The sequence below is a fragment of the Streptomyces roseus genome (assembly GCF_001044425.1).
Lineage (GTDB): Bacteria > Actinomycetota > Actinomycetes > Streptomycetales > Streptomycetaceae > Streptomyces > Streptomyces roseus.
The window spans coordinates 1-25771 of sequence record NZ_LFML01000063.1; the positions used below are offsets into that span (position 1 = coordinate 1).

At 72.1% G+C, this 25771-nt stretch carries 20 protein-coding genes; 10 read left to right on the top strand and 10 right to left on the bottom strand.

The genetic code is table 11. From position 1 onward, the window contains the following. Nucleotides 1-102: 102 nt before the first annotated feature. On the bottom strand, nt 103-1632 hold the full coding sequence (locus ACS04_RS16635; protein ID WP_048477409.1) for an FAD-binding oxidoreductase: 1530 nt from the start codon (nt 1630-1632) through the stop codon (nt 103-105). Between the two features lie 396 nt (nt 1633-2028). Between ACS04_RS16635 and ACS04_RS16640 the strand changes: the two genes are divergently transcribed. The 8 genes from ACS04_RS16640 to ACS04_RS16675 all read left to right on the top strand — a co-directional run bounded on the left by ACS04_RS16640 (nt 2029) and on the right by ACS04_RS16675 (nt 10048). After that, on the top strand, nt 2029-2610 hold the full coding sequence (locus tag ACS04_RS16640; RefSeq protein WP_048477410.1) for an NADPH-dependent FMN reductase: 582 nt from the start codon (nt 2029-2031) through the stop codon (nt 2608-2610). 67 nt (nt 2611-2677) lie between these two features. After that, complete coding sequence (locus tag ACS04_RS16645) at nt 2678-3961, top strand: MFS transporter (protein ID WP_078864853.1); 1284 nt, start codon at nt 2678-2680, stop codon at nt 3959-3961. 109 nt (nt 3962-4070) lie between these two features. Next, nucleotides 4071-4685 carry an NAD(P)H-dependent oxidoreductase gene (locus ACS04_RS16650; RefSeq protein ID WP_048477411.1) on the top strand — a complete coding sequence of 205 codons (615 nt, stop codon included), beginning with the start codon at nt 4071-4073 and terminating at the stop codon, nt 4683-4685. Then, a complete protein-coding gene (locus tag ACS04_RS16655) occupies nt 4682-5485 on the top strand; it encodes an arylamine N-acetyltransferase family protein (RefSeq protein ID WP_048477412.1) in 804 nt (267 codons plus the stop codon). The genes ACS04_RS16650 and ACS04_RS16655 overlap by 4 nt, the downstream gene beginning before the upstream one ends. A gap of 141 nt (nt 5486-5626) precedes the next feature. Then, nucleotides 5627-6022 carry a YybH family protein gene (locus ACS04_RS16660; protein WP_048477413.1) on the top strand — a complete coding sequence of 132 codons (396 nt, stop codon included), beginning with the start codon at nt 5627-5629 and terminating at the stop codon, nt 6020-6022. Nucleotides 6023-6053: 31 nt separating this feature from the next. After that, the gene (locus tag ACS04_RS16665) at nt 6054-6701 is read left to right on the top strand and encodes an NAD(P)H-dependent oxidoreductase (protein WP_048477414.1); all 648 of its coding nucleotides are present in this window, start codon (nt 6054-6056) and stop codon (nt 6699-6701) included. Between the two features lie 209 nt (nt 6702-6910). Further along, nucleotides 6911-8491, top strand: a complete 1581-nt coding sequence (locus ACS04_RS16670) for a class I adenylate-forming enzyme family protein (protein ID WP_048477415.1) — start codon at nt 6911-6913, stop codon at nt 8489-8491. 96 nt (nt 8492-8587) lie between these two features. Further along, on the top strand, nt 8588-10048 hold the full coding sequence (locus ACS04_RS16675) for an MFS transporter (RefSeq protein ID WP_048477416.1): 1461 nt from the start codon (nt 8588-8590) through the stop codon (nt 10046-10048). A 200-nt stretch (nt 10049-10248) separates the two neighbouring features. On the opposite strand, the gene ACS04_RS16680 is transcribed toward ACS04_RS16675, so the two are convergent. The 9 genes from ACS04_RS16680 to ACS04_RS16720 all read right to left on the bottom strand — a co-directional run bounded on the left by ACS04_RS16680 (nt 10249) and on the right by ACS04_RS16720 (nt 23570). After that, nucleotides 10249-11460 carry an NAD(P)/FAD-dependent oxidoreductase gene (locus tag ACS04_RS16680; protein ID WP_048477417.1) on the bottom strand — a complete coding sequence of 404 codons (1212 nt, stop codon included), beginning with the start codon at nt 11458-11460 and terminating at the stop codon, nt 10249-10251. A 37-nt stretch (nt 11461-11497) separates the two neighbouring features. Then, nucleotides 11498-12946 (bottom strand): FAD-dependent oxidoreductase, encoded by a 1449-nt coding sequence (locus ACS04_RS16685; RefSeq protein ID WP_048477418.1) that lies wholly within the window; start codon nt 12944-12946, stop codon nt 11498-11500. Next, the gene (locus ACS04_RS16690) at nt 12943-15291 is read right to left on the bottom strand and encodes a molybdopterin oxidoreductase family protein (protein WP_078864857.1); all 2349 of its coding nucleotides are present in this window, start codon (nt 15289-15291) and stop codon (nt 12943-12945) included. Before ACS04_RS16690 ends, ACS04_RS16685 begins: the two co-directional genes overlap by 4 nt. Beyond that, the gene (locus ACS04_RS16695; RefSeq protein ID WP_048477419.1) at nt 15284-16690 is read right to left on the bottom strand and encodes an MFS transporter; all 1407 of its coding nucleotides are present in this window, start codon (nt 16688-16690) and stop codon (nt 15284-15286) included. The genes ACS04_RS16690 and ACS04_RS16695 overlap by 8 nt, the downstream gene beginning before the upstream one ends. A gap of 23 nt (nt 16691-16713) precedes the next feature. Further along, nucleotides 16714-18144 (bottom strand): nitrosuccinate lyase, encoded by a 1431-nt coding sequence (locus tag ACS04_RS16700; protein ID WP_048477420.1) that lies wholly within the window; start codon nt 18142-18144, stop codon nt 16714-16716. Further along, nucleotides 18141-20129, bottom strand: a complete 1989-nt coding sequence (locus ACS04_RS16705) for an FAD/NAD(P)-binding protein (protein ID WP_048477421.1) — start codon at nt 20127-20129, stop codon at nt 18141-18143. Before ACS04_RS16705 ends, ACS04_RS16700 begins: the two co-directional genes overlap by 4 nt. Nucleotides 20130-20170: 41 nt before the next feature. Beyond that, nucleotides 20171-21787 (bottom strand): class I adenylate-forming enzyme family protein, encoded by a 1617-nt coding sequence (locus ACS04_RS16710; protein WP_048477422.1) that lies wholly within the window; start codon nt 21785-21787, stop codon nt 20171-20173. A 97-nt stretch (nt 21788-21884) separates the two neighbouring features. Beyond that, nucleotides 21885-22427, bottom strand: a complete 543-nt coding sequence (locus ACS04_RS16715) for an SRPBCC family protein (protein WP_048477423.1) — start codon at nt 22425-22427, stop codon at nt 21885-21887. Nucleotides 22428-22589: 162 nt separating this feature from the next. Beyond that, nucleotides 22590-23570 carry an NADPH:quinone reductase gene (locus tag ACS04_RS16720; protein ID WP_048477424.1) on the bottom strand — a complete coding sequence of 327 codons (981 nt, stop codon included), beginning with the start codon at nt 23568-23570 and terminating at the stop codon, nt 22590-22592. Between the two features lie 225 nt (nt 23571-23795). Here ACS04_RS16720 and ACS04_RS16725 point away from each other — a divergent pair, with 225 nt between their 5' ends. Beyond that, the gene (locus tag ACS04_RS16725; protein ID WP_048477425.1) at nt 23796-24968 is read left to right on the top strand and encodes a 3-deoxy-7-phosphoheptulonate synthase; all 1173 of its coding nucleotides are present in this window, start codon (nt 23796-23798) and stop codon (nt 24966-24968) included. Between the two features lie 19 nt (nt 24969-24987). Next, the gene (locus ACS04_RS16730) at nt 24988-25758 is read left to right on the top strand and encodes a 2,3-dihydro-2,3-dihydroxybenzoate dehydrogenase (RefSeq protein ID WP_048477426.1); all 771 of its coding nucleotides are present in this window, start codon (nt 24988-24990) and stop codon (nt 25756-25758) included. Nucleotides 25759-25771: the final 13 nt, after the last annotated feature.

Here is a 25771-nt window from a genome sequence, read left to right on the forward strand (position 1 = left end):
CGGATCTGGCGGTCTCCGCTCCCCGCCGGGTCCGCGCGCGTCTGGCCGCTGCGCTGACCCGGCGGGGGCGCCCCGCAGGGCGCCGGCCCGGCCGACCCTCGTTCAGTCGATGCCCTGCGCGAACCGGAAGAAGCGGTTCGGGTCGTAGGCGCGCTTGACCGAGCGCAGGCGGGTGTAGTTCCGGCCGTAGTAGGCGTCGCGCCAGTTGGTCAGTGCCGGGTCCATGTAGTTCTGGTACGACTGGTGCAGCGAGGCCGCGTACGGCTCCACCGTGTTGAAGCCCCCGTCCACCCAGGCCTGGCCCCGGTCCTTGTCCTCCTGCGTGAGGTTCGGGCTGGTCAGACCCACCGAGTACCCGGCGTTGAACAGCGAGTCGCGGTGCACGAAGGCCGTGGCCGTCGGGGCGACGTCGTTGACCTTGCCCGCGTAGGCGAACAGCCCCAGGAAGCGGAACTGGCCCGGGCGGAAGTCGGCCGTGAAGGCCGCCAGGGCCGCCTCGGCGTTGGCGCGGGTCCAGCCGCGGGCGAAGAAGTTGTTGCGGCCCAGCGAGTAGTTGTCACGCGTCAGCTGCGCCTCGGGCGAGTAGCCGATCCGGTGGCACTGGTCGACGGTCTTCGTCCCGCAGCCGAAGACGTTCATCATCGCCTCGCGGTACGGCGCTTCGACGACCGTACGGGAGGTCGTGGGCCGGCCGACGGCCGCGACCAGCTGGTCCAGGACCCGGTTGGCGTCGGCCTGCGGACCGGCGTAGCCGCCGGTGAGGACGACGTACGGCTCGGTGCCCTGCGGTGCGTCTGTGGAGAGCAGGAACAGCAGCTCCGCGGACAGCTCCCGGGGCGCGGTGGCGATCCAGTCCTGCCAGGCCAGGATCACCTGGACGGCGTCCGACCAGGCGAAGTTGAGGTTGTACGTGGTGAGCGAGGGGATCTGGACCGGCTGCACCTCGAAGTCGGTGACGACGCCGAAGTTGCCGCCGCCACCGCCGCGCAGCGCCCAGTACAGGTCCGGGTTCTCGTTCTCCGAGGCGCGCACCGTGCACCCGTTGGCCAGGACGACCCGGGCCGAGACCAGCCGGTCGGCGCCCATGCCGAACTTGCGGGTGGCGTAGCCGAGGCCGCCGCCCTGGAGCCAGCCGCCGACCGCGACGGTGGGACACGTACCGGCCGCGACCTGGATGTTGTACGGGGAGAGGGAGTTGAGGACGTCGACGCCCTGGCTGCCCGGGCCGAGGTGGACGGTGTCGCCGGGGCGGACGTGGTTGAGCTTCGAGAGGTCGATGACCAGGCCGGGGGTGGTGGAGTAGCCGGCCTGGCTGTGGCCGCCGCTGCGCACCGCCGGGGCGAGGCCGTAGTCCTGGGCGAAGCGGATGCACGCGGCCACGTCGGACTCGCTGGTGCAGTAGGCGATGGCCTGCGGGTGGATCGCGTCGAACTGGGCGAGCTGGAGCTGCTTGGCCGTCTCGTACGTGGCGTCGCCGGGCAGCACCAGCCGGCCGGACAGCCTGCTCTGCAGGGTCTTCCACGGGGTGGCGCCGGCCGCCTGCGCCAGCATCAGGCCACCGGTTCCGGCGGTCAGTGCGGCGGCCGCCCCGACGCTGGCACCGGCGCGTATGAGCGAGCGTCTGCTGAGCACGTGAACCACACTCCGTTCAGTCCTGGCACGCAGGACGAGGCTTTCGGTCGAGTGCGTGCAGCCTCGGTCAGGAACGCACGGTTCCGGCCACGGCGATCCGGAATCCGTCAGTACTCGCCACTACTCGCCGGTACTCGTCAGTACTCGCCAGTACGCGTCAGTACCCGGCGGGGGCCGGCGCCGAGCTGACGGACTCGGCCCGCGGCCGGCGAGTCGGCCGGGGCACACCGCCTACCGTGACGCCCCGACCGACGACCGGGGCCGCGGGGAGGGATGACATCCGCGGGGGCGGCGGGGCCGGGGAGTTGACGTACTCGTGGCTGCGGCGTTGTCCGCGCGGCGCGCGGCGCAAAAAGTGGGCACCGCTAGCTCGCACTCATCCGGAGGTATTTTTCAATGTCTGAGCCGCTCCGCGTCGCAGTCATCGTCGCAAGTGTCCGTGACGGCCGGTTCGGCCCGGTCATCGCGAACTGGTTCACCGGTGTCGCCCGTGAGCGGCAGAGCCTGGACGTCGACGTGATCGACCTGATCGAGCACGACCTGCCCAACCGGCTGTCGCAGTCGCCGGACCTGGAGGTCCAGGCCCAGCTGTCCGCGGTCTCCCCGCGGCTGGCCGCCGCCGACGCCTTCGTCGTCGTCACCCCGGAGTACAACCACTCCTACCCCGCCTCGCTCAAGTCGCTGATCGACTGGCACACCACCGAGTGGCACGCCAAGCCGGTCGGTTTCGTCGGCTACGGCGGTCTCGCCGGCGGCATGCGCGCCGTCGAGCACCTGCGCCAGATCTTCGCCGAGACCCACTCGGTGACGGTCCGCGACACCGTCGGTTTCCACGGTCCCTGGGGCCAGTTCGACGAGCAGGGCAACCTCATCGACCCGACCGAGGCGGAAGCCGCGGCCAAGACCCTCCTGGACTCCCTGGAGTGGTGGGGCACCGCGCTGAAGGACAAGAAGGCCCAGCAGCCGTACGGCAGCTGATCGCCGACCCGCCACGACGCTCGGCCCGGCCCACCCTCCCGGGGTGCACCGCAGCCCAGGAGGAACGATGAGTCTGCGCACGACCTCTCCCCGGCCCACCGCCCCGCCCCGGGCCCCGGCGGGCGACGGCGCCCCCGACTGCCCCGCCTCGCCCGAGGCGGGGCAGTCGGTCTGGCGCGTGATCACGGGCATCTCCCTGCTCGGCATGCTGGTGGTGGGACAGCTGTACGTGGCGATCCCGCTGCTGCCCGACATCGGGCGGGCCTGGGGGGTGGACCAGGCGTCGGCCACCTGGGCCACGTCCGCGTACGCGGCGACGTACGCGCTCATATCGCTGTTCACCGGGCCGCTGGCCCGGCGGTTCGGCACCCGTACGGTGCTGGTGGCCGGGGTGAGCGCGCTGGCGGTGGCGACCGCCTGCGTGCCGCTGGCGGATTCCTTCGGCGCGGGGCTGGCGCTGCGGGCCGGGCAGGGGGTGTTCGCCGGGGTGTACGTCCCGCTGGTGTACGCGTACCTGAACGCGCACATGCCGGCTTCGAAGCTGCCGACCGCGCTGACGATCGTCTCCGCCTGCATGGCGGGGACCATCGTCGCCGGTCAGGTGGAATCCCAGCTGCTGGCCGCCGTCGTCGGCTGGCGGGGCACCTTCTGGGTGACGGCGCCGCTGCTGCTGGTGGGGGCGCAGATCCTGCGCCGGGTGCTGGCGCCGGAGGATCCGGCGCGGGCCGGGGCCGCCGGTGCCTCCGGGGAGCCCGCCGCGCGGGCGGACCGCGGCGCCGTCCGCCGGATGTGGCTGCGGCTGCTGCCCCTGTACGTCGTCGGGCTCACGTGCTCCAGCACCCTGACCGCCGTCTACACGAGCGTGCAGCTCTACGGGCCGCCCTCGCTCGTCGGTGACGGCCAGGCGATGCTGACGCTGCGCGCCACCGCCATCCCCGCCTTGGTGCTGGGCGTGCTGGTGGCCCCGCTGCTGGGCCGGATACCGGCCCGCAAGCGCGGGGCCGGGGCGTTCGCCGTGGCGGCGCTGGGCATCTGCGGCGCCGGTGTGTTCGGCGGGACGGCGGCCGGGCTGGCCGGGGCGATGTTCGTCTTCATGCTCGGCCTGGCGGCGATCGGCCCTGCCGTGGTGCAGGAGATCGGCTCGATCTCGGGCGTGGCCCACGGGGTCATGGCGACGGCCCTGTACGGGTTCACGCTCAACATCGGCGGCGGGGTGGGCGCTCAGATCCCGCTGGCGTTCGGCGAGGTCAGGGGTGTCGGGCTGTTCATGTCCGCGCTGCTGGGCGGCTGTGTGGTGCTGCTGGTCGTGACCGGCCGCCGCCGGCGCAGGGCCTCGTACGTGACGGACTAGAGCCGGCGCTCTCGATGGGGCGCCCGGCGCCCAAGCAGGATCAACTCAAGGCCCCGGCAGTCGAAAACCGGAAACGAGCGGGGGCGGTCGAAAGGGAGTGCATCTCGTCATGACGAACATCGCTGTCATCTACTACTCGTCCACCGGCTCCACCCACAAGCTCGCCGAGGCCGCCGCCACCGCGGCCGAGAAGGAGGGCGCACAGGTCCGCCTGCTGCGGGTCGCCGAGATCGCCCCGAACGGCGAGGCGGCGAGCCGCGACGGCGCCTCCGACTTCCAGAACGCCACCAAGGACATCCCCGTGGTGACCCTCGCGGACCTGGAGTGGGCGGACGGCATCCTCATCGGCACCCCGGTGCACTTCGGTCTCGCCGCCCCGCAGCTGATGCACTTCATCAACTCCACGTCGAAGCTGTCGATCGAGGGCAAGCTGCTGAACAAGGCGGTCTCGGCCTTCGCGTCCGGCTCGGCGGCCCACGGCGGCCAGGTCTCCGCGATCCTCGCCCTGCACAACGCGATCACCCACTGGGGCTCGCTCATCGTCTCCACCGGTTCGACCGACCCGGTGCTGTACAAGCCGAAGAACGGCAACCCGTACGGCGCCTCCGCGGTGGTCGGCGCCAACCCGGGCCAGGTCCCGGAGGAGAACCTGGAGGCCGCGGCCTTCCAGGCGCGTCGCACGCTCGAGGTCGCCTCCGTGCTCAAGACCCTGGACGCCCGGTGATCGACAACGGGCTCGCCACGGCGTACCTGGCCCGGATCGGCGCCTCGCGTCCCGCGAAGGCCGACCTGGCGTCGCTGTCCGAGCTGACCGAACGGCACGTGCTGACCGTGCCGTTCGAGAACCTCGACTACCACCTCGGCCAGGAGATCCACCTGGACGAGCGGGCCGTCGAGAAGATCGTGCACCAGGGCCGCGGCGGCGCCTGCTACGAGGTGAACCCGGCCTTCGGGCTGCTGCTGGAGGCGCTCGGCTTCCAGGTGGAGATCCTGTCGGCGCGGGTCCACCGCCCGGGCGGGCTCGGCGCTCCGCTGGGCCACCTGATGCTGCGCGTGACCGTCGACGGATCCGCGTACCTGGTGGACGTGGGCTTCCGGCGCAACGCGCGCCGGCCGCTGCTGCTGGGGACCCCGGAGGTGCAGTACGACCCGCAGGGCGCCTTCGCCTTCGGGCCTGAGCAGCAGGGCGAGTTCGACCTGTTCCTGGACGGCGAGCCGATGTACCGGGTGGACGGCCGGGCGCGTGAGCTGGGCGAGTTCCGGCCTTCGCTGTGGTGGTTCCGCACCTGTCCGGACTCGCCGTTCATGCAGGACGTGTTCTGTTCGCTGCCGACGGTCGAGGGCCGGATCACGCTGAAGGGCCACACGCTGACCAAGCGCGTCCACGGCGAGTTCACCGTGGAGCACCTCGCCGACGACACCGAGGTGTTCGAGGCCTACCACAAGCACTTCGGCATGACGCTGGACCGCCTGCCGGTCGAGCCGGTGCGCCCGCAGGGCACGCCCGGCATCGCCGTCGAGTAGCCGCGGGTCCCCACCCCGCATCCCCGGCCGCTGCCCGCGCCCCCCACCCGCACCGCCGGATCCTCCCCCTCCCCCCACGGTGTGGGTTCCTCCTCCACCGCCTCCGCCAGGTACCTCCTTTCCCCCCTCCCAGGAGTCACCATGACCACAACCGTCACGGCACCGGCCGATTTGCCCAATGCGTTCCTGCGCGCCTTCAACGCCCGCGACATGGAGGCGATCGACCGCCTCTTCGAGCCCGGGGCGGTACGCGTGCTCACCCCCGGCGAGGTCGTCACGGGCGAGGGCCGGCGCGAGGCGACGCGCAGCTTCATGTCCCTCGGCATTCCGATGAAATTGACGGTGCGCCACTGCTATGAATATGACGACTTGGCGCTGCTTCTGTGTGACTATCTGATCAAGGGCGTCAAGCCGGACGGAACTTCCGTTCTCCACGAAGGAACGGCCACGGATGTGGTGCGCCGCGGCGCGGACGGTTCCTGGCGTTACGCCATAGACAACCCGCCGGGAATCGACCGCGAAAGCGCGAAGCCCTGAATCCCACAAGACAAGAGAGATTGAAGAGCCGATGACCAACGTCGCGATCGTCTACTACTCGGCCACCGGAAACATCCACAAGCTCGCCGTGGCCGCCGCCGAAGCGGCCGAGAAGGCCGGCGCGCAGGTGCGTCTGCGCCGGGTCGCCGAGATCCAGGAAGCCACCATCGCGCCCAACTTCGCGGAGTGGACCGAGGCGTTCCAGGAGCACGTCGGCGGCAGCAGCCGCGAGGTCGAGATCGCCACGCAGGACGATCTCGACTGGGCCGACGCGGTCATCTGGGGCACCCCGGGCCGCTACGGCGCCATGGCCGGCCCGCTCAAGCACTTCATCGACCAGACCTTCGAACTGCACGCACGCGGCGGGCTGAAGAACAAGGCCATGTCCTCGTTCACGTCCACGGGCACCCAGCACGGCGGCCAGGAGTCGACCGTCCTGTCGCTGTCGAACGTCTTCTACCACTGGGGTGCGATCATCGTTCCCCCGGGCGTCACCGACCCGATCATGGTGGCGCCGAGCAACGGCAACCCGTACGGCGTGAGCGCCACCTCCGGGCTCCAGGCCGTCCCCGGACTGCTCGCCCAGAACGTGACCGAGGACAACCTCAAGGCGGTCGGCTACCAGACCGTCCGCACCCTCCAGGTCGCCGCGGCGCTCAAGCAGGGGCTGGGGAACTAACACACCTCCGCCACTGGCGAGAACAGCGGGAACAGCAGGAACAGCAACGCACCGGCACCGGAAAGGCCCGTAGCGGGAGCATCCGCTACGGGCCTTTTTCCGCGCGCACCACAGTGAATTCTCGCCATTTCGATGGCTCGAATCCGTCGAGCTGACACAGTCAAACAACCCCTATTGGGCCCGGGCATTCTTGGTGAGAACTTGAACACATGCTCCGGATTCCCAAGAACAAGACGCCGCTCTACCTCGGCCTCGTGGCCGAGGAGGCTGCCGCCCAGTTCGGCGCCAACACCATCACGCTCGACCGCACCATGGACGCCCTCCCCGAGGTCGGCCAGGTCCTGACGGTCGCCCAGTTCGCCGACCTGATCGCCGAGATGGCAACCCGCCTGTGGGCCAGTGGTATCCGGCCCAGCGAGCACGTCGTCATCCACAAGACCAACAACTTCGACATCACCCTCTTCGCGTGCGCGTCGGCCCGCATCGGCGCCGTCCCGGTGATGCTCTCCGCCCACCTCGACGGAGAGACCATCAACGCGCTGTTGCAGCGGCTGCCTTCACCGACGCTGCTGACGGACGCCGCGAAGCTGAACGGCTCGCTGGCCGCCTCGCCGCTCGCCGAGCTCACCGCGCGGGTCATCTCGGTCACCGATCCGGTCGAGGGCGCGATCTCGCTCTCCGACCTGGCCGGCGCCCCCGAGCGCACGGCGGTGACGCTGCACCCCGACTCGCACGCCATCATGACCCACACCTCGGGCACGACCGGCATCCCCAAGCTCGTGGTGCACTCCGCCCGTTCGATCGGCGCCCGCTACCGCTGGCAGAACATCCCCGTCAGCCTGCTGCGCCAGCGCGAGCCGATCCTGATGCACGTCTCCTACGTCCACTCGCGGATGTACCCGGGCATCGCGTCCATGATGCTGAACAACAAGCCGATGGTCTTCCTGGACGACGCCGAGCCGGCGAAGGTCGCCGACGCGATGGTCAAGTACCGCCCGGGAGTCTTCGAGACGCACCCGAACTCCTTCCTGGAGTGCGAGTCGATCCTCGACGACCCGCGCAAGCCCTTCAAGACGGTCCGCTTCTACAACTCGACCTTCGACGCCATCCACCCGGGCACGATGGACAAGTTCCTGCGGGCCTCGGAGCGCAAGAGCCCCGTCTTCCTCCAGGTCTACGGCCAGAGCGAGTGCGGCCCGCTGGTCGGCCGCCCGTACACCCGCAAGACCGTCATGCAGGCCGACGGCCGCTGCCAGGGCTACTCCACGCCGGGCATCACCAAGTACCGCCTGGTGTCCCGCAACGGCAAGCCCGTCACCCGCGACAACCCCGGCTACATCGACGTCCAGACCTCGGGCCGCGCCCTGACCTACTACGGCGAGGCCGAGCGCTTCGAGAAGCAGCTCGACGGCGACTGGTGGCGCGGCGGCGACATCGGCTACCGCACCAAGTGGGGCTGCCTGCACCTGCTGGACCGCGAGGTCGACCAGATCCCGACGATCCACTCGACCCTGGAGGTCGAGGACACCGTCCTGCACCGGCTGCCCGAGCTCACCGAGCTCATCATCGTGCCGGGCCCCGAGAAGGAGCCCGTGCCGGTCGTCTGCACCAAGGACGACGCCCCCCTGGACCTGGCCCGCTGGAAGCGCGCCATCGCCGACCAGTCCACGATGGCCGACCCCATCCAGATGAAGCTCGGCGAACTGCCGCGCACGGCCACCGCCAAGATCAAGCGCCTTGAGCTGGCCCGCCGGCTGGCCGACCAGGTGACCCACGAACTGGCCTCCTGAGCAGGCGCTCCCACCGCACTCCACCGCACCGCAGTCCACCGCACCGCACCAGGTACGACCCATCGACCCCCGACCCGACCCCGGGAGCTGTACACCATGTCAACCACCCAGAACCAGGAAGGCCGGCGCAAGCACCTCGGCCTCACCCTGGCGCTGCTCGCCTTCGCCCAGCTGATCATCTCCATCGACTACAACATCGTCTACGTGGCCCTGCCCGACATCGGCAGCGGGCTCGGCTTCTCCGCCCAGACCCTGCAGTGGGTCGTCAGCGCCTACGCCGTCGCCTTCGGCGGGTTCCTGCTCCTCGGCGGCCGCGCCTGCGACCTGTTCGGCCCGCGCCGCCTGTTCGTCCTGGGCCTCGCCCTCTACGCCGGCTCCTCCCTGCTCGGCGGCCTCGCCGGCACCCCCGAGGTGCTGATCGCCGCCCGTGCGGTCCAGGGCATCGGCGGCGCCTTCCTCTTCCCGGCGACCCTCACCCTCGTCTCCACCAGCTTCGCGGAGGGCAAGGAGCGCAACCGCGCCTTCGCCGTCTGGGGCACCGCCGGCGGTAGCGGCATGATCGTCGGCTCGCTGCTCGGCGGCGTGCTCACCCAGTCCCTCGGCTGGGAGTCGGTCTTCTACGTCAACGTCCCGCTGGCCGGCATCGCCGCCCTGCTCGCCTTCCCGCTGATCAAGCCGGACGCCGCCCGCAACACCGCCCGCAGCTTCGACCTGCTGGGCGCCCTGACCTCCACGGTCGGCATCACCGCGATCGTCTTCGCCCTGGTCCAGGGTCCCGAGTCCGGCTGGGCCTCCGGCGAGGTCCTCGGCGCCCTCGCCATCGGCGTGGTCCTGCTCGTCGCCTTCTTCGTCATCGAGAAGAAGTCCTCGGACCCGCTGCTGCCGCTGACGCTCTTCAAGAACCGCAACCTCACCACCGCGGTCGGCGTGACCTTCTTCTACATGGCCACCTTCGGCACCCTGCTGTACTTCCTCACCGTCTACTTCCAGGGCGTCCACGGGTACAGCCCGCTGGAGACCGGCGTCGCCTTCCTCGTCCCGATGGTCGCCATCGCCATCGGCGCCCAGACGGCCGGTGGCCTCGCCACCAAGCACGGCATCCGCGCCATCATGGTCGGCGCCATGGTCATCGGTGTCATCGGCACCGCGATCGTCGGCATCACCATGGCCACGGACGCCTCGTACTGGGCCCTCGTCCCCGGCCTGATCATCATGGGCCTCGGCCAGGGCGCCGGCTACACCCTGATGTTCGGTGCCGCCGCCATCGGCGTCGCCCCCGAGGATCAGGGCATCGCCTCCGGTGTCGCCTCCACCACCCAGCAGATCGGTGGCGCCGTCGGCCTCGCCGTCCTGGTCGCCATCGCCAACTCCGGCCTGGAGGGCCAGACGGGCGAGGCGCTGCGCTCCGCCACCACCGACGGCATCCAGAAGGCGGTCTTCATCGCCGCGGCCGGCATCGTCATCACCGGCCTGATCGCCCTGGGCCTCAAGAAGCCCGAGCAGAAGGCGCAGACCGCGCCCGCCGCCGAGCGCGAGTCACAGACCGCCGGAGTCTGATCCGGCAGCACGACACGCACCGCACGGCGAAGGCCCCCACCCGGCAGGGTGGGGGCCTTCGCCGTGCACCGGGTGCGGGCGCTGGTGCGGGTGCCGGTGCGGGTGCCGGGTCCCCGGCGCGGGGCGGGTACGGGAAGCACAAGGCCGCCGGGGGTGTCCCGGAGTCGGGACGCCCCCGGCGGCGCGGGGCGGGACGCGGATCAGACGGAGGCGAGCAGGGCCTCGGCTGAGTCGGGCAGTTCACGGCCCAGCAAGGACCGCAGCCGCGGGTAGGCGGCCGCGTCGCCGGCGAGGATCCCGCCGAGGAGGCTGTCGCCCTGCGAGTCCAGGACGAGCTTGGCGTACACCTCCCCGCCCGCCGACTCCCGTACGAACTCCAGCGCGCCCGGCGTCTGTGCGTGGGCGTCACCGAAGGAGGCGACGTCCACGCCCATCAGCTTGAGCTTCGTGGACATGTCGGCGCCCGGGAAACGGGACGGGCCCTGTCCCAGCAGCTGGGAGACGACGGCCTCCGCCATCCGGTAGCCCGGGGCCACCAGCCCGTAGCAGCGGCCCTCGACGGCGGCGCACTCGCCGATCGCCCAGACGTGCGGGTCCTCGGTGCGGCAGTGGTCGTCGACGAGGAAGCCGCCGCGCTCGCCGCGCGGCAGCTCCGCGGGCCCGGCCAGGGAGTCCTGGGGCCGCACCCCGGCGGAGAAGACCACGAGGCCCGTCTCGATGGCCGTGCCGTCCGCGAAGACCAGGCGGGCCACCCGGCCGTCCTCGCCCGCCTCGATCCGGCTGGTCGCCACGCCCAGGTGGGTGGTGACGCCGAGCCCGGTGACGAGCCGGTCGAGGACGCGGCCGCCGCCCTCGTCGACCTGGACGGGCATCAGCCGCGGGGCCATCTCCACCACGTGCGGGGAAAGCCCCAGCAGCCGCAGCCCGTTGGCGGCCTCCAGGCCGAGGAGGCCGCCGCCGATCACCACGCCGGTGGTGGTGCGGCCGGCGGCCCCGCGGATGGCGTCGAGGTCGTCGAGGGTGCGGTAGACGCAGACGCCGGGCAGTTCGCGGCCGGGTACGGGCGGGACGAAGGGCACCGATCCGGTGGCCAGGACCAGTGCGTCGTAGGGGATGCTCCCGCCGTCCTCCAGGGCGACGGTGCGCTGCGCCCGGTCAATGCCGACGGCCCTGGTGGAGGTGTGCAACTCCACCAGGGCGTCTTCGAGCAGGGCCGGCTTGACGAGGCTCAGCTCGGCCGGGGTCTTGTCGTCGAGGGCGGACGACAGCCGGACCCGGTCGTAAGCGGGGTGTCTCTCCTCTCCGAGGACCACCACCCGCCAGGTCCCGTCCGGGTCCCGGGAGCGGAGCTCCTCGACGAGCCGGTGGCCGGTCATTCCGTGTCCGATGACGACGAGGGTTCGGGTGGTCATACGGGTTCCTTTGCGGGGTGAGGGCCTCCGCGCCGGGTCAGCTGCCGGTCGTGGCAGCGGTGGTGGAGGCCAGGGAGGCACAGAGGGACTCCACCTGGCGGGCGCAGCCGCCGCAGCCGGTGGTCGCGCGGGTGGCGCTCGCGAGCTCGGCGAGCCCCTGGGCCCCGGCGTGCCAGGCCCGGGTGAGGTCCTGATGGGTGACGTTGTTGCACAGGCAGACGACGGTCTCGGGCGTGATCTCCTCGGAGCCGGCCCCGGGCAGGCGCGGGGGGCGGCCCATGAGGAAGCTGAGCCGGTCGCGGGGGACGGGCGCGTCGTGGACGTACAGCTCGGTCGTGGTGGCGATGGCCCGGTCGAAGCCGAGCAGGACCCCGGCGGTGATGTGCTCGCCGGTCAGCTCCAGGCGCGCGTAGCGGCCGTTCGCCGGATCGTTGAGCGTGATCGTCTCGTCGCAGGGGGCGGCCCCCGGCATGCCGAGGACCACCAGGCCGGGGCCCGCGATCCGGGGCCGCAGGACGCGGCGGGCGGGGGCCACGCCGCGGGCACCGTGGGCCAGGTACCGGGCCAGGGCCTCGGCCTGGGCCCAGCCGGAGGCCAGGGATCCGCCGCGGTTGCCGCGGTGCTCGGCGCAGTCGCCGACGGCGTGGATCAGCGGGTCGTCGGTGCGCATGCCGTCGTCGACGAGGACGCCGGTGCGCACGGCCAGTCCGGCGGCGCGGGCCAGGCCCGTCTCGGGCAGGACGCCGGTGCACAGCAGCAGGGTGTCGGCGGGCAGGGTGGTCCCGTCGGCGAGGTGGAGGGTGCCGGGGGCCCCGGCGCTCGCGGGGGTGTAGGCGGTGGCGGGGCTGCCCGCGACGAGTTCGACGCCGGCGGCGGTGAGCCGGTCGCGTACGAGGGCTCCCGCGGCTGCGTCGAGGAGGTGGTCCATCGGCCAGGGGCGGGGGTGGACGAGGGTGACGGGGCGGTTCTTGAGGGCGAGCGCGAACGCGGCTTCGACGCCGAGGGATCCGGCGCCCAGGATCGTCACGGGGGTCCGGGCCTCCCGGGCGGCCGGGGCGGTGAGCCGGGTGCAGTCGGCGAGGGTGCGCAGGACGGCGACGCCGGCGGCCGGGCTGCCGTCGGGGGTGCGCAGGCCGGGCAGGGCGGGCAGGATCGGGGTGGCGCCGGTGGCCAGGATCAGCCGGGCGTACGGGAAGACGTCCCCGTCCGCGGTGTGCACGCGGCGCCGGACCCGGTCGATGCGGACGGCGCAGACGCCGGTGCGGATGGTGGTGTCGCCGGGCGGCGGGGGCAGCTCCATGGCCTCGGTCGGCAGGCTGCCGTCGAGGGCCGAGGTGAGCAGCGCCCGGTGGTAGGCGGGGGTGTCCTCCGCGCCGAGGACGGTGACGGGGTCCTCGCAGCCGAAGTGGCGCAGCCGGTCGAGGACCTGGTGGGCGGCGGGGCCGTTGCCGATGACGAGGATCGGGGCGGTGGAGTACGTGGTCATGGGCGGGCGTCCTGGCGGAGTGCGGGGCCCCGGCCGGGGCCGGGTACGGGGGCGGGCACGCAGCCGGCGGCCTCGTCCGCGAACTCCTGCGCGAAGCGGCCCTCGGAATCGATCCCGAAGTCGGCCTCGGTGCCGCCTTTGATGCCGCCTTCGACGCCGTCTTCGGCGCCGTCGTCCTCGGCGTCCGACTCGGGGAATTCGAGCTCCGCCGGTTCGATGCGGACCGCGCACACCTTGAATTCGGGCATGCGGCTGCGCGGGTCGAGGGCGTCGTTGGTGAGCAGGTTGGCCCGTCCGGCGCCCGGGAAGTGGAACGGCAGGAAGACGGTGTCGGCGCGCAGGGTCGGGTCCAGGCGGACCCGGGCGAGCGTGGCGCCGCGCGCCGAGCTGACCCGGGCGTGGCCGCCGTCGGTCAGGCCGGCCCGGGCGGCCGTGTCGGGGTGCACCTCGACGTGCGCCTCGGGGGCGGCCGCGGCCAGCTGCGGCACCCGGCGGGTCTGCGCCCCGGACTGGTACTGGGCCAGGACCCGGCCGGTGGTGGCGTACAGGGGGTGCTCGGCGTGCGCCTCTTCGGCGGGCGGGCGGTGCTCCACCTCGGCGAAGCGGGCCCGGCCGTCGGGGTGCGCGAAGCGGTCGAGGAAGAGCCGGGGGGTGCCGGGGTGGGCGGCTTCGCCCTCGGGGGTCCGGGGGCAGGGCCAGTGCAGGGCCTCGCCCGCGTCGAGGCGGTCGTAGCTGATCCCCGAGTAGTCGGCGCCGCCGCCGCGCGAGGCGCGGCCCAACTCCTCGAACACGGCCCTGGGTTCGACCGGGTAGCGCTCGGGGAGATCGCCGAGGCGGGTGGCGAGGGCGTGCAGGACGGCGAGGTCGGAGCGGGCGCCGGGCGGCGGGTCGAGCAGCCGGCGCCTGCGCAGGACGCGGCCTTCGAGGTTGGTCATGGTGCCCTCCTCCTCGGCCCACTGGGTGACGGGCAGCACCACGTCGGCCATGCGCGCGGTCTCGGAGGGCACGAAGTCGGCGACGACGAGCAGGTCCAGGGAGGCCATGCGGGCGGCGACGCGGTCGGCGCGCGGGGCGGAGACCACCGGATTGGCGCCGAAGACGAGCAGGGCGCGCGGGCCGGTGTCGGTGCCGAGGGCGCTGAGGAGTTCGTAGGCGCTGCGGCCGGGGCCCGGGATGGCCTCGGGGTCGACGCCCCAGACGCCGGCCACGTGCGCGCGGGCCGCCGGGTCGGTGATCATCCGGTAGCCGGGCAGCTGGTCGGCCTTCTGGCCGTGCTCGCGGCCGCCCTGGCCGTTGCCCTGGCCGGTGAGGCAGCCGTATCCGCTGCCCTCCCGGCCGGGCAGGCCCAGGGCGAGGGCGAGGTTGATGAAGGCGGCGACGGTGTCGGTGCCCTTGCTGTGCTGTTCGGCGCCGCGCCCGGTCAGGACGTACGCGCGCCGGGCGTCGGCGAGCATCCGGACGGCTTCGCGCATGTCGCTGACGGGTACGCCGGTGACCTTCTCGACGCGCTCGGGCCACCAGGAGGCGGCGCGCTTCCATGCGGCGTCGAAGCCGCGCGTGCGCTGGTCGACGTAGGTGCGGTCGGTGTGGCCCTCGACGACTAGGACGTGCATGAGGCCGAGGGCGAGGGCCAGGTCGGTGCCGGGGCGTGGCTGGAGGTGCAGGGCCGCGCGGGCGGCGGTGGGGGTGCGGCGCGGGTCGATGACGATCAGCCGGGCGGCGCCGAGGTGGCGCATCAGCGGGGGCATCGTCTCGCCGGGGTTGGCCCCGGCGAGCAGGATCACCTCGGCGGCGCCGAGGTCGGTGACGGGGAAGGGCAGTCCGCGGTCCAGGCCGAACGCGGCGTTCCCGGCGGCGGCCGCCGAGGACATGCAGAAGCGGCCGTTGTAGTCGATCTGGCTGGTGCCGAGGGCGAGGCGGGCGAACTTGCCGAGCAGGTAGGCCTTTTCGTTGGTGAGCCCGCCGCCGCCGAACACACCGACGGCGTCGGCGCCGTGTTCGGCGCGGATCCGGGCGAGGCCGGCGGCCACGGTGTCGAGGGCGGTGTCCCAGTCGGTGGGGCGCAGGGTCCCGCCGGAGTCGCGGACCATCGGGGTCCGGATCCGGTCGGGGGTGGTGAGCAGGGCGGGGGCGGTCCAGCCCTTCTGGCACAGGCCCCCGCCGTTGACGGGGAAGTCCGGGTCGGGCCGGACCTCGGCTCCGCCGGGCCGGTCCTCGCGGCTCAGCAGGGTGCCGCATTGCAGGGCGCAGTACGGGCAGTGGGTCCGCACGGTCGCGGCGCCGGTGGCGCCGGTGGCGCGGGCGCCGTTCCCCGCGGTGTCCCCGGGTGGTGTCCGGTCAGACATGGACGTTCTCCGGGCGGGCGGCCGCGGCCACCGCCTGCTGCTCGCGCGCCGCCGGGGCGGCCGCGGCCGCGCGCTCGCGGCGTACGTACACCGTGAGGACGATGGCGGCGCAGAAGGCGTAGTAGCCGAGGAAGGCGAGGAAGGCGGGGGTGCCGTTGCTCGCGCCGCCGCTGTAGGCGCCGCGGAAGGCGAGGTTGATGGCGACTCCGCCGAGCGCGCCGATGGCGCCGGAGATGCCGATGGCGGCGCCCGACAGGCGGCGGGCGGAGGCGAAGGCCAGGCCGGCGTCCTCGCCGCGGACGATGCGGGCCTCGGCCTGGCGGCTGAAGACCGCGGGGATCAGCTTGTAGGTGGAGCCGTTGCCGATGCCGCTGAGGACGAACAGGGCGGTGAATCCGGCGATGAAGATCGTCAGGGAGTCGCGGGCGGAGGCGAGGAGCAGTACGCCGGTGCCCAGGCCCATGCCGCCGAAGGTGAGGAGGGTGACGCGGGCGCCGCCGAAGCGGTCGGCGAGCCAGCCGCCGAAGGGGCGGGAGAAGGAGCCGAGCAGCGGGCCGAGGAAGGTGTACGAGGCCGCCTGGAGCGGGGTGGAGCCGAACTGGGTCTGCAGGACCAGGCCGAAGGCGAAGCCGTAGCCGATGAACGAGCCGAAGGTGCCGATGTAGAGGAGCGAGATCAGCCAGGTGTCGCGCTGGGCGAGGGCCTCGCGCTGCGCGCCCGGGTCGGTCCGTACGGTCGCGATGTTGTCCATCTTCAGCCCGCAGAAGAGGGAGACGAGCACGATGAGCGGCAGGTAGGTGGCGGCGATGTACGCCGGGTGGGTGTCGCCCGCGGTGGAGATGACGAGCAGGCCCAGCAGCTGCACGGCGGCGACGCCGAGGTTGCCGCCGCCGGCGTTGAGGCCCAGCGCCCAGCCCTGGTGGCGGCGCGGGAAGAAGCCGGTGATGTTGGTCATCGAGGAGGCGAAGTTGCCGCCGCCGACCCCGCCGAGGGCGCTGATCAGCAGGAACACCCACAGCGGGGTGCCGGGGCGCTGGATGAAGAACACGGTGAGCCCGGCGGGGACCAGCAGGATCGCCGAGGCGAACACGGTCCAGTTGCGGCCGCCGAAGCGGGTGACGGCGTAGCTGTACGACGGGCGCAGGAGGGCGCCGACGAGCGTGGGGGTGACGACGAGGAGGAACTTCTCGTCGGGCGCGAAGCCGAGCCCGATCGCGGGCGTCATGAAGAGCACCAGGACCGACCACATGCTCCAGACGGAGAAGCCGATGTGCTCGGAGATGACGGACAGGTAGAGGTTGCGCCGGGCGATGCGCTTGCCGCCCTGCTCCCAGAACTGCTCGTTCTCGGCGTCCCAGTCCTCGATCCAGCGCCCCTTGGCTGATCGTGTGGCACTCATGACCTGGTTTCTCCCTTTGTCTGTCAGACGGTTGATCCCGGGGGTGGGGACTGCGGTACGTCGGCCAGTGCGCGGTCGACGAGTGCGCCCGCGGCGCCGCCGTACCCGGCCGGGTCGCACAGCTGTGCGATGTGGTCCGCGCCGAGGCCGTGGCCGGGCATCGAGGTGAGTACGGCGGCCAGGGGCCGCCCGCTCGCGGCGGCGGCGGTCGAGGCCTCGGTCAGCAGCTGCTTGGCGGCGGCCTTGCCCAGGTGCGGGGCGAGGCGGGCCGCGATGCGCTCGGAGACCACCTGGCCGCCGGTGAGGTCGAGGTTCTCCCGCATCCGGGCGGGCCGGACCTCCAGCCCCTCGGCCAGTTCGACCGCGGTGTGGGCGGCTCCGCCGGCCAGGCGCAGGCATTCGCGCAGCAGTTGCCACTCGGCGTGCCAGACGCCCGCGGCGCGTTCGTCCTCGGTGACCAGGCACTGGGTCAGTCCGGCGGCGATCACCGGGACCTGGAGGGCCGCCGCGCGGATCAGCGTGGCGAGTACCGGGTTGCGCTTGTGCGGCATGGCCGAGGAGCTGCCGCGGCCGGCGGCGGTCGGTTCGGCGACTTCGCCCACCTCGGTCCGGGTCAGCGCCTGCACGTCGACCGCGATCTTGCCGAGGGCTCCTGCGGTGAAGGCCAGTGCGGCGGCGAGATCGGCGAGTGGGGTGCGCAGTGCGTGCCAGGGCAGCACGGGGCGGGCGAGTCCGGTCTCGGCGGCGAAGGCGTCGACGAGCCGGTCGAGGTAGGGGTGTTCGGTGTCGGCCGCCACGTCGGGGCGGTCGATGTCGGCGTATTCGAGGTAGCCGGCGAGGGTGCCGGCGGCCCCGCCGAGGGAGACCGGCAGGCCTTCGTCCAGGACGCGGGCCAGGCGGGCGTCGGCGTCGAGGACGAGGGCGCGCCAGCCGGCGGCCTTGAGTCCGAAGGTCGTGGGTACGGCGTGCAGGGCCAGGGTGCGGCCCGGCATCAGGGTGTCGCGGTGGGTGCGGGCGAGGCCCGCCAGGGCCTGCGCGGTCCGGGCGAGGTCCGCCCGGATCAGGCGCAGGGCCCTGGCGGCCACCAGCATGGCGCCGGTGTCGAAGATGTCCTGGCTGGTGGAGCCCCGGTGGACGAAGTCCGCGGCTTTCGGGTCGATGCCGCGGACTTCCGCGGTGAGGGCCTGGACGAGTCCCACCACCGGGTTCGCGGTCTCCCGCGAGGCGAGCGCGAGGGCCCTCAGGTCGAACCGGTCGGCCCGTGCCGCTTCGGTGATGACGGCCGCGGCTTCCTCCGGGAGGGTGCCGAGGCTCGCCTGGGCCCGGGCCAGGGCGGCCTCGGCGTCGAGCATGGCCTGGAGCCACGCCCGGTCGCCGACGGCCGTCTCGACCTCGGTGCCGGCCCGCACCGGGGACAGCAGGCCGGCGTCCACGAGAGGGCCCTCGCCGGTCATACGATCACGCCGGGCAGGGTGTCGTCGGCCGGCTGGTCGGCCACCGCGCGGATCCCGGCCGGCAGGCTCGCGACCGGCGGCAGGGCCAGGACGGCGCGGGCGATGGCGTCGGAGTCGCCGAGGGTCACCGAGTCCACGCCGGGCCGGATGCCGGCCGCCGTGACCCAGTGGACCGACTCGGTCGGCACCCCGTAGGCGAAGCGGCGCGCGTGGGCGGTGCCCCGGGCGTCGATGAGCCGGTACGGGCGCTCGGTGACCGCGAGGCCACCGGTCTGGTAGCCGCCCTGCTCGCCGGAGATGACGTACGGCTTCGCCTGGTCGGTGTCCAGCAGGTGCTGGAGCAGCGGGTCGGAGGTGCGCCGCAGGTCGGGCTCGGGCAGCCGGGACTCGATGAGCACCTGTGCCTTGATCTGCGGGCCCGGTACAGACGTGGACGCGGCCACGTACGTCTGGGTGTCGGTGTCGATGCGGACCTGGGTACCGGGTCCGGTGATCGTGAGGACCCCGGCCTCGATGAGGGCGATCATCTCCTCGATGCGGGTGGCCGGCGGGCCGATGGAGAGGAAGCCGTTGAGCGGGGTGTACCAGCCCTCCAGGTCGTCGCGGTGCGAGTCCCCGTCGAGGCCGCCGTGGTCGACGGCGAGCCGGACCTCGTTGCGCAGGTCGCGCAGGACGTCCAGGGCGGACTTGACCGGGCCGCTGATGTTGCCCTGGCGGGCGGCGGCGACGTCGGCCGCGAGGTACTCCACCAGCCAGCTCTGGAAGTCGTCGCGGTCGGCGAACTCCCGGTCCCCGTAGGGGATGGAGAGCTTCTCCCAGCTCCAGTGCTGCTCTTCGGGGATGTCGTACTCGGCGAGCAGCCAGGAGCGGCCCTCGGCGTCCTCGGTCTCCAGGTAGCGCTCGGTGAAGGCCTCGCGCTCCTCGGGCCGGCCGTTGGCGGCGAGCAGGGCGCCGTAGTAGACGCTCTCGACCTCCAGGGAGATGAAGGGCCACAGGTCTTCCTTGAAGGTGACCTTGCCGCCTTCCGCGGAGCGCTGGCGCAGGGCGCGCACGTAGTCCGGGGTCAGCAGCTTGGGGAAGTAGCGGCCGTACGCGCCCTTCTCGTTGTCGCCGCGGGCGTGGTACGGGATGCCGCGCCGGGAGAAGGCGTACAGCCGGGGCTCCTGCCCGGACGGCCGGTAGGTGAGCTTGCCGTCCTCGTCGCGGACGAAGGAGCCGCCGCGGCCGTGGCTGAACAGCGCCATGTAGTCGAAGAAGTTCAGCCCCAGGCCGCGGACGAGGACCGTCTGGCCGGGCTTGATCGCCGCGAGGTCCTTGTCGGCGGGGTTGCCCGGCGTCAGGTAGGTCAGGTAGTGGATGCGCGCCAGGGATGCGGTGCGCGCCTCGCGCGGGGTCAGCCGGGCGGGGACGTGACCCTGGGCCAGGATGATGGCGTCGAGGTCGTTGAGGCGGGTGCCGTCCTGGAGGCGCACGCCCTGCGGGCCGCCGGAGATGCCGAGGGTGTCGGCGATGGCCACCGCGCGGGAGCGGTGGACGTGGACGCTGACGTGCTTGGGGGCGCCGACGATGACGCGCTGGAAGCACTCGCTGAGGTAGTTGCCGTAGAAGGCGCGGGTCGGGTAGGTGTCCGGACCCATGGCCGCGGCCTCGGCGAGGGTGCCCTCGTCGTAGTCGCCGAACTGGCCGAGGACGGAGAGGGACTTGGCCCACTCGTACAGGGTCGGGCCGGGCTCGATCGGGCCGTCGATCTTGCAGCTCTCGTCCGTGTAGACGGTGATCTGGCAGGCGACGGTGTTCATCAGCAGGTGGCGTGACTGGCCGGAGCGCCAGACCTGGCCGGCGCCGGGCGCGGCCGGGTCCACGACGTGGATGGCGACCGAGTCGTGAACGGGGTTCTCCCGCTCGTTGGCGACCAGGCGCTCGACGACGGACAGGCCGCGGGGGCCGGCGCCGACGACGGCTATCTCAACGGACGAGCTGCTCATGCGAAATCTCCGATGCTGTGGGGATACGGGATGGGGTCCGCTCAGGCGGCTTCGGCCGGAACCTCGGTTGCGGTGTCGGCGCCGGCCTCGGGTGCGGCTTCCGCCCCGCCTGCGACGAGTCGGGCGAGTTCGAGGCGCTTGATCTTGGTGGTGGAGGTCTGCGGGACGTCCTCCAGACGCCACTGGACCGGGGCGGCGAGCTTCGGCAGGCCGATGACCGCCGACTTCCACGCGATCAGGTCGAGCGGCTTGTCGTCGCGGGTGCAGACGACCGGGACCGGGACCCCGTCGGGGCCGGGGATGATGATGACCTCGATGAGCTCGTGCAGCCGGGTGAAGAGCTTGTCCTCGATCTCCAGGGTCGAGCCGATGCCCGGGATCTCGTCGACCTCGCGGTCGAGCAGGTGCAGGCAGCCCCACTTGGTGCGGTAGCCGAGGTCGCCCATCCGCCACCAGCCGTCGTTGACCTGCTTCTCCCAGCGCTCGTGCTCGGAGTGGTAGGTGATGATGCGGCCGTCGGACTTGATCTCGATGAAGCCCGGGTTGTCCTTGGTGACGGGGTTGCCGTCACGGCTGACGACGCGGACGCCGGTCATGCCGGGGAAGGGAGAGCCGACGCAGCGGCCGTCGAAGTCGGCGCCGCCCTTGCGGGTGTAGGTGCGGGCCGCGATCGGGCCGACCTCGCTCTGGCCGTAGGCCTGGGCGAAGAGCGCGTTCTTCCGCTTGCTCGCCTTGAGCAGGATGCTGACCGTGCGCGGGTGGATCGCGTCGAAGGTCGAGCTGAAGTACTTGACGTTGGCGAGGGGCCCGCGGGGGTCGTCGGCCAGCGCCTCCCAGCGCAGGAACGTGTTGGGGTGGGCTTCGATGAAGCCGGGCGGGACCTGGGCGAAGATGTCGCCGACGGTCTCCGGGTCGTCCTCCTTGAGGACGATCAGGGTGTGGCCCTGGAGGATCGAGATCGGCATGGCCGTGAACATCCGGGAGTGGACGAACGACACGTGGACCGCGACCGGTTCGCGCTTGGGCACGGCGGAGAAGACCGTCGCCTGCGGGCGGTAGCGGGCCTCGAAGGTGTGGCCGGTGTGGACGGCGAGCTTCGGGGTGCCGGTGGTGCCCGAGGTGTGCGTGATCAGGGTGGGGTGCTGGGGCGGCATCGGGATCGCCGGGACGCGGGGGACGCCGGCGAGGGAGGCGAGCTCGACGGTCCTCTCGTAGGAGCCCGAGGTCAGCAGCACCCCGGCCGTGATGTCGAAGATCTCGGCCGGCAGGTTGGCGTCGAGCTTTTCCTGGTCGGTGATCAGGAAGGGCCGGTCGATGCGGCGCACCAGCGTGGCGACCGTCTCGCCGTCCAGCTTCGGGGACAGCAGGGCCGGTATCGCGCCGATGCGGGCGATCGCACAGGCCAGCAGCGAGATGTCGAAGCCGTCGGCCTTGTGCACGACGACGTGGTGGTTGGGCCGTACGCCGACCGACCACAGCCGCGAGGCGAAGTCGTCGACCAGGTCCGCGAGTTCGGTGAAGGTGGGACGGCGCCCGAGCTGCGGGGCGATGTCCAGGTCGTGGTCCATGACCACGAGGCCCGCGGGGGTGCGGGCGGCCGCTCGGTCGAAGAGCGTACCCAGCCGGATGCCCTTGTTTCCTATGCGCTGGAGAAGCATGGCCTCGTTCTCTCAAGAGTGTCTTCGATGGCGTACGGGGAGTGGGCCGGCACCGGGAGGGAAGCCGGTGCCGGCGTCCGGGTGCGACAACGCGGGCTCAGCGGCCTTCGACGACGTCGCGGATGCGGGCGAGGGTGGCGTCGAGGTCACCGACGAGCTTCTCGGTCCAGTCGGTGATGAACTGCTTGCGCTGGACCTCGTCCAGATCGGCGACGATCTTGTGGATGCCTGCGGTGGCCTTGCCCATGCGGAAGTGGTGCACGAGGACCGAACCCTCCTGGGCCGGCTCGATGTCGAAGCCCCAGACGGACTCCTGGTCCTCCTGGGCGTGGGTCAGCATCATCCAGCGGAAGGTGCGGCCGGGCTCGGCCGCCGTGACGCGGGCCTCGGTGTACCAGGTACCGCGCACCAGCGGGGCCCAGCCGACGACGTCCTCGGCGCGCAGGTTCTCGCCGCGGAAAATCGCTCCGACGGTGGAGGGTTCACCGGAAATCCACTCGCCGCCCATGCATTCCGGGCTCCACTCGGCGCTCCGGGTCAGGTCGCTGACGACGTCGTAGATTTCCTGCGCAGTGGCCGCGACGGGAATGTCCGCGCGAACCTCGAAAAGCGGGGTCGAGTCGATGATGGAGTTCGTCATGGCCGAAATACTGCTGCTCCGCCAATCTCCGCTCAAGGCCCTTGTCGCGGGTCCATCAGGTCTTTTGCCCGTGTATTGCACATGGAAAATAAAAGCATGCCGGAGCGGCGCCGCGATAATGTTCCCGCGGCGCCGCTCGCAGTTATTCCGCAGATTTCTGTGTCAGGACCGGGCGCGCAGTACCAGCTTTCCCGTCACCTTGCCCTCGTCCAGCAGGCGGTGCGCCTCGGCCGCCGCCGCCAGCGGCAGCACCTCGGTGCCGCGCGGCCGCAGCAGCCCGGCCGCCGTCAGCTTGTTGACGTGGGCCGCGGCGGCGGCCAGCCGGCCCGCGGTGGCGTGCGAGATCGCGAAGCCGCGCACCGAACAGTCCTTGAGGTAGAGCGGTCCCACCGGCAGCACGGGCCGGGTGCGCATGCCCGAGAGCAGCACGATCCGGCCGCGGCTCGCGAGCAGGTCCACCGCGGTCTCCAGGTCGTTGCGGGCCGAGGTGTCGACGTGGATGTCCACCCCGTCCGGGCTGAGCTCGCGGACGCGGGCCGACACGTCGGGGTCGTTGTAGTCGATGACCTCGGCCGCGCCGAGTTCCCGTACGTAGTCGAAGTCGCGCGGCGAGGAGGTGGCGATCACCCGGGCTCCGGCGTGGGCGGCCATCGTGACCAGGGCGCTGCCCACGTTGCCCGCGGCGCCCAGCACCAGCACGGTGTCGCCGGCGGCGATGCCGCCCTGGTCGAAGAGGGCGAGGTAGGCCGTGACGGCGGGGTGTGCGAGGGCCACCGCGTCGACCGGGTCCACCCCCTCGGGCAGCGGGTAGAGCCGCTCGGCCGGGACGACGGCCTGCTCGGCGGCGGCGCCCTGGCGGCCGTCGTGCCCGAGGCTGTTGCACCAGACCCGGTCGCCCGGCGCGAAGCGGTGCGCGACCGCGGCGCCGGCGGACAGCACGGTCCCGACGAGGTCCCGGCCGATCACGAAGGGGAAGTCGAGGGGGGTGCGCCAGGCACCCGAGCGGACGAAGGTGTCGACGTGGTTGACGGAGACCACGTCGACCTCGACGAGCACGTCGGACGGCCCCGGCTGCGGAGCGGGCAGCTCACCGAAGCGGATGAGCTCTGCGGGACCCAACTGTTCGATATAGGCGGCATGCATGGTTCGGATTCTGTTCGCAGCGGCCGCCACAGGAAACCCGCTGCCGCTTTTCAATCAAGTGTGACTTATGCATCCGGACGCGGCTCCGTCAGGTGCGGCCGCCCCACCTGACGGAGTGACTATCGGCCGGTGGGTGCCGCACCAATTCCCCAGCAGCATCGATAATCCGCCACCCCTCAGTTCTGCCCATGCGCAAGACTTGGGCCCATTTCCTGGGAGTTTCCTGTGGTTACCGCATCACTCACCGTCAGAAAAGCATCAGCCCTACAACAGCCCGACTGGGCCGATTCCCCCGACCTGGCCAAAGTAAAGGACGATCTTTCCCAGCGTCCCGCGCTGGTCAATGCCGGAGACGTCCGCCGCCTGCGCTCCCACCTCGCGCGGGTGGCGGCGGGCGAGGCCTTCATCGTCCAGGCGGGCGACTGCGCCGAGGACCCGGCGGAGTGCGACGCCGGCTACATCGCCCGCAAGTCCGCCCTCCTCGACATGCTCGCCGGCACGCTGAAAATGGTCACGCACAAGCCGGTGGTGCGGATCGGCCGGCTCGCCGGCCAGTTCGCCAAGCCGCGCTCGCGCCCGACCGAGGTCGTGGACGGCGTCGAACTGCCCGTATACCGCGGGCACATGGTCAACGGCCCCGGGGCCGGCCTGGCCGAGCGCCTGCCCGACCCCTTCCGCCTGCTGTCCGGGTACCGCTCCGCCGCGCAGGCCATGGCCCACCTCGGCTGGACCGACCCGGCGCGCCGCTCCGGCATCTGCCCGCCGGTGTGGACCAGCCACGAGGCCCTTCTCCTCGACTACGAACTGCCCATGATGCGCTGGGACGAGGAGGGCAGCCCGCTGCTGACCTCGACCCACTTCCCGTGGATCGGCGAGCGCACGCGCCAGATCGACGGACCCCACGTCGACATGCTGGCCGGGGTCGTCAACCCGGTCGCCTGCAAGGTGGGACCGTCGATGGAGCCGGAGGAGCTCATCGAGCTCTGCCGGCGCCTCGACCCCTGGCGCGAGCCCGGCCGCCTCACCCTGATCGCCCGCATGGGCGCCGACCTGGTCGCCGAGCGCCTGCCCGCGCTCGTCGACGCGGTACGGCAGGCCGGCCACCCGGTGGTCTGGCTGACCGACCCCATGCACGGCAACACCTTCTCCACCCCCGCCGGTCACAAGACCCGCCTCGTCGACACCGTCGTCAAGGAGATCCAGGGCTTCCAGGCGGCCGTGGCCCAGGGCGGCGGCGTCGCGGGCGGACTCCACCTGGAGACCACCCCCGACGACGTCACCGAGTGCGCGACCGGCGATGACCAGCTGCACACGGTCGGCGACAGGTACACGAGCCTGTGCGACCCCCGCCTCAACCCGAACCAGGCGTACGCCGTGGTGACGCAATGGCGAGCCTGAACCAGCAGGGAGATTGGACATGGATAACAAGGTCGCCCTCGTCACAGGAGCCGCAGGAGGCATCGGCTTTGCCGTAGCCCGCCGGCTCGCCGAAGAGGGCGCGACGGTGGCCGCCGTCGACCGGGACGCCGAACGGCTCCTGGAGTCGGTGGAGAAGCTGGTCGCCGACGGGCTGGACGTCCACGCCCACCCGGCCGACGTCACCGTCACCGAGCAGGTCGAAGCCGTCGTCGACGCCGTCGAGTCCGAACTGGGCCCGCTGGACTTCCTCGTCAACACGGCGGGGATCCTGCGCCTGGGCGAGGTGCGCGACTTCAGCGACGAGGACTGGCTCCAGACCTTCGAGGTCAACGTCAGCGGCGTCTTCCGGCTGTCGCGCGCCGCCGTCAACCGGATGATCCCCCGCAACCGCGGGGCCATCGTCACCGTCGCCTCGAACGCGTCCGGCACCCCGCGCACCGCCATGGGCGCGTACGGGGCCTCCAAGGCCGCCGCGACCATGCTCACCAAGACGCTCGGACTGGAAGTGGCCAAGCACAACATCCGCTGCAACATCGTCGCCCCCGGCTCCACCGACACGGCGATGCTCGCCTCGATGTGGGAGGACGAGCAGGGCCCCGCGAGGACCATCGCGGGCAGCCCCGAGTCCTTCAAGGTCGGCATCCCGCTGGGCAAGCTCGCCCGGACCAACGACATCGCCGAATCCGTGATCTTCCTGCTGTCCGACCGGGCGGCGCACATCACCCTGCACGTCCTGACCGTGGACGGCGGGGCCACGCTCGGCGCGTGAGGGCGCCACCGAC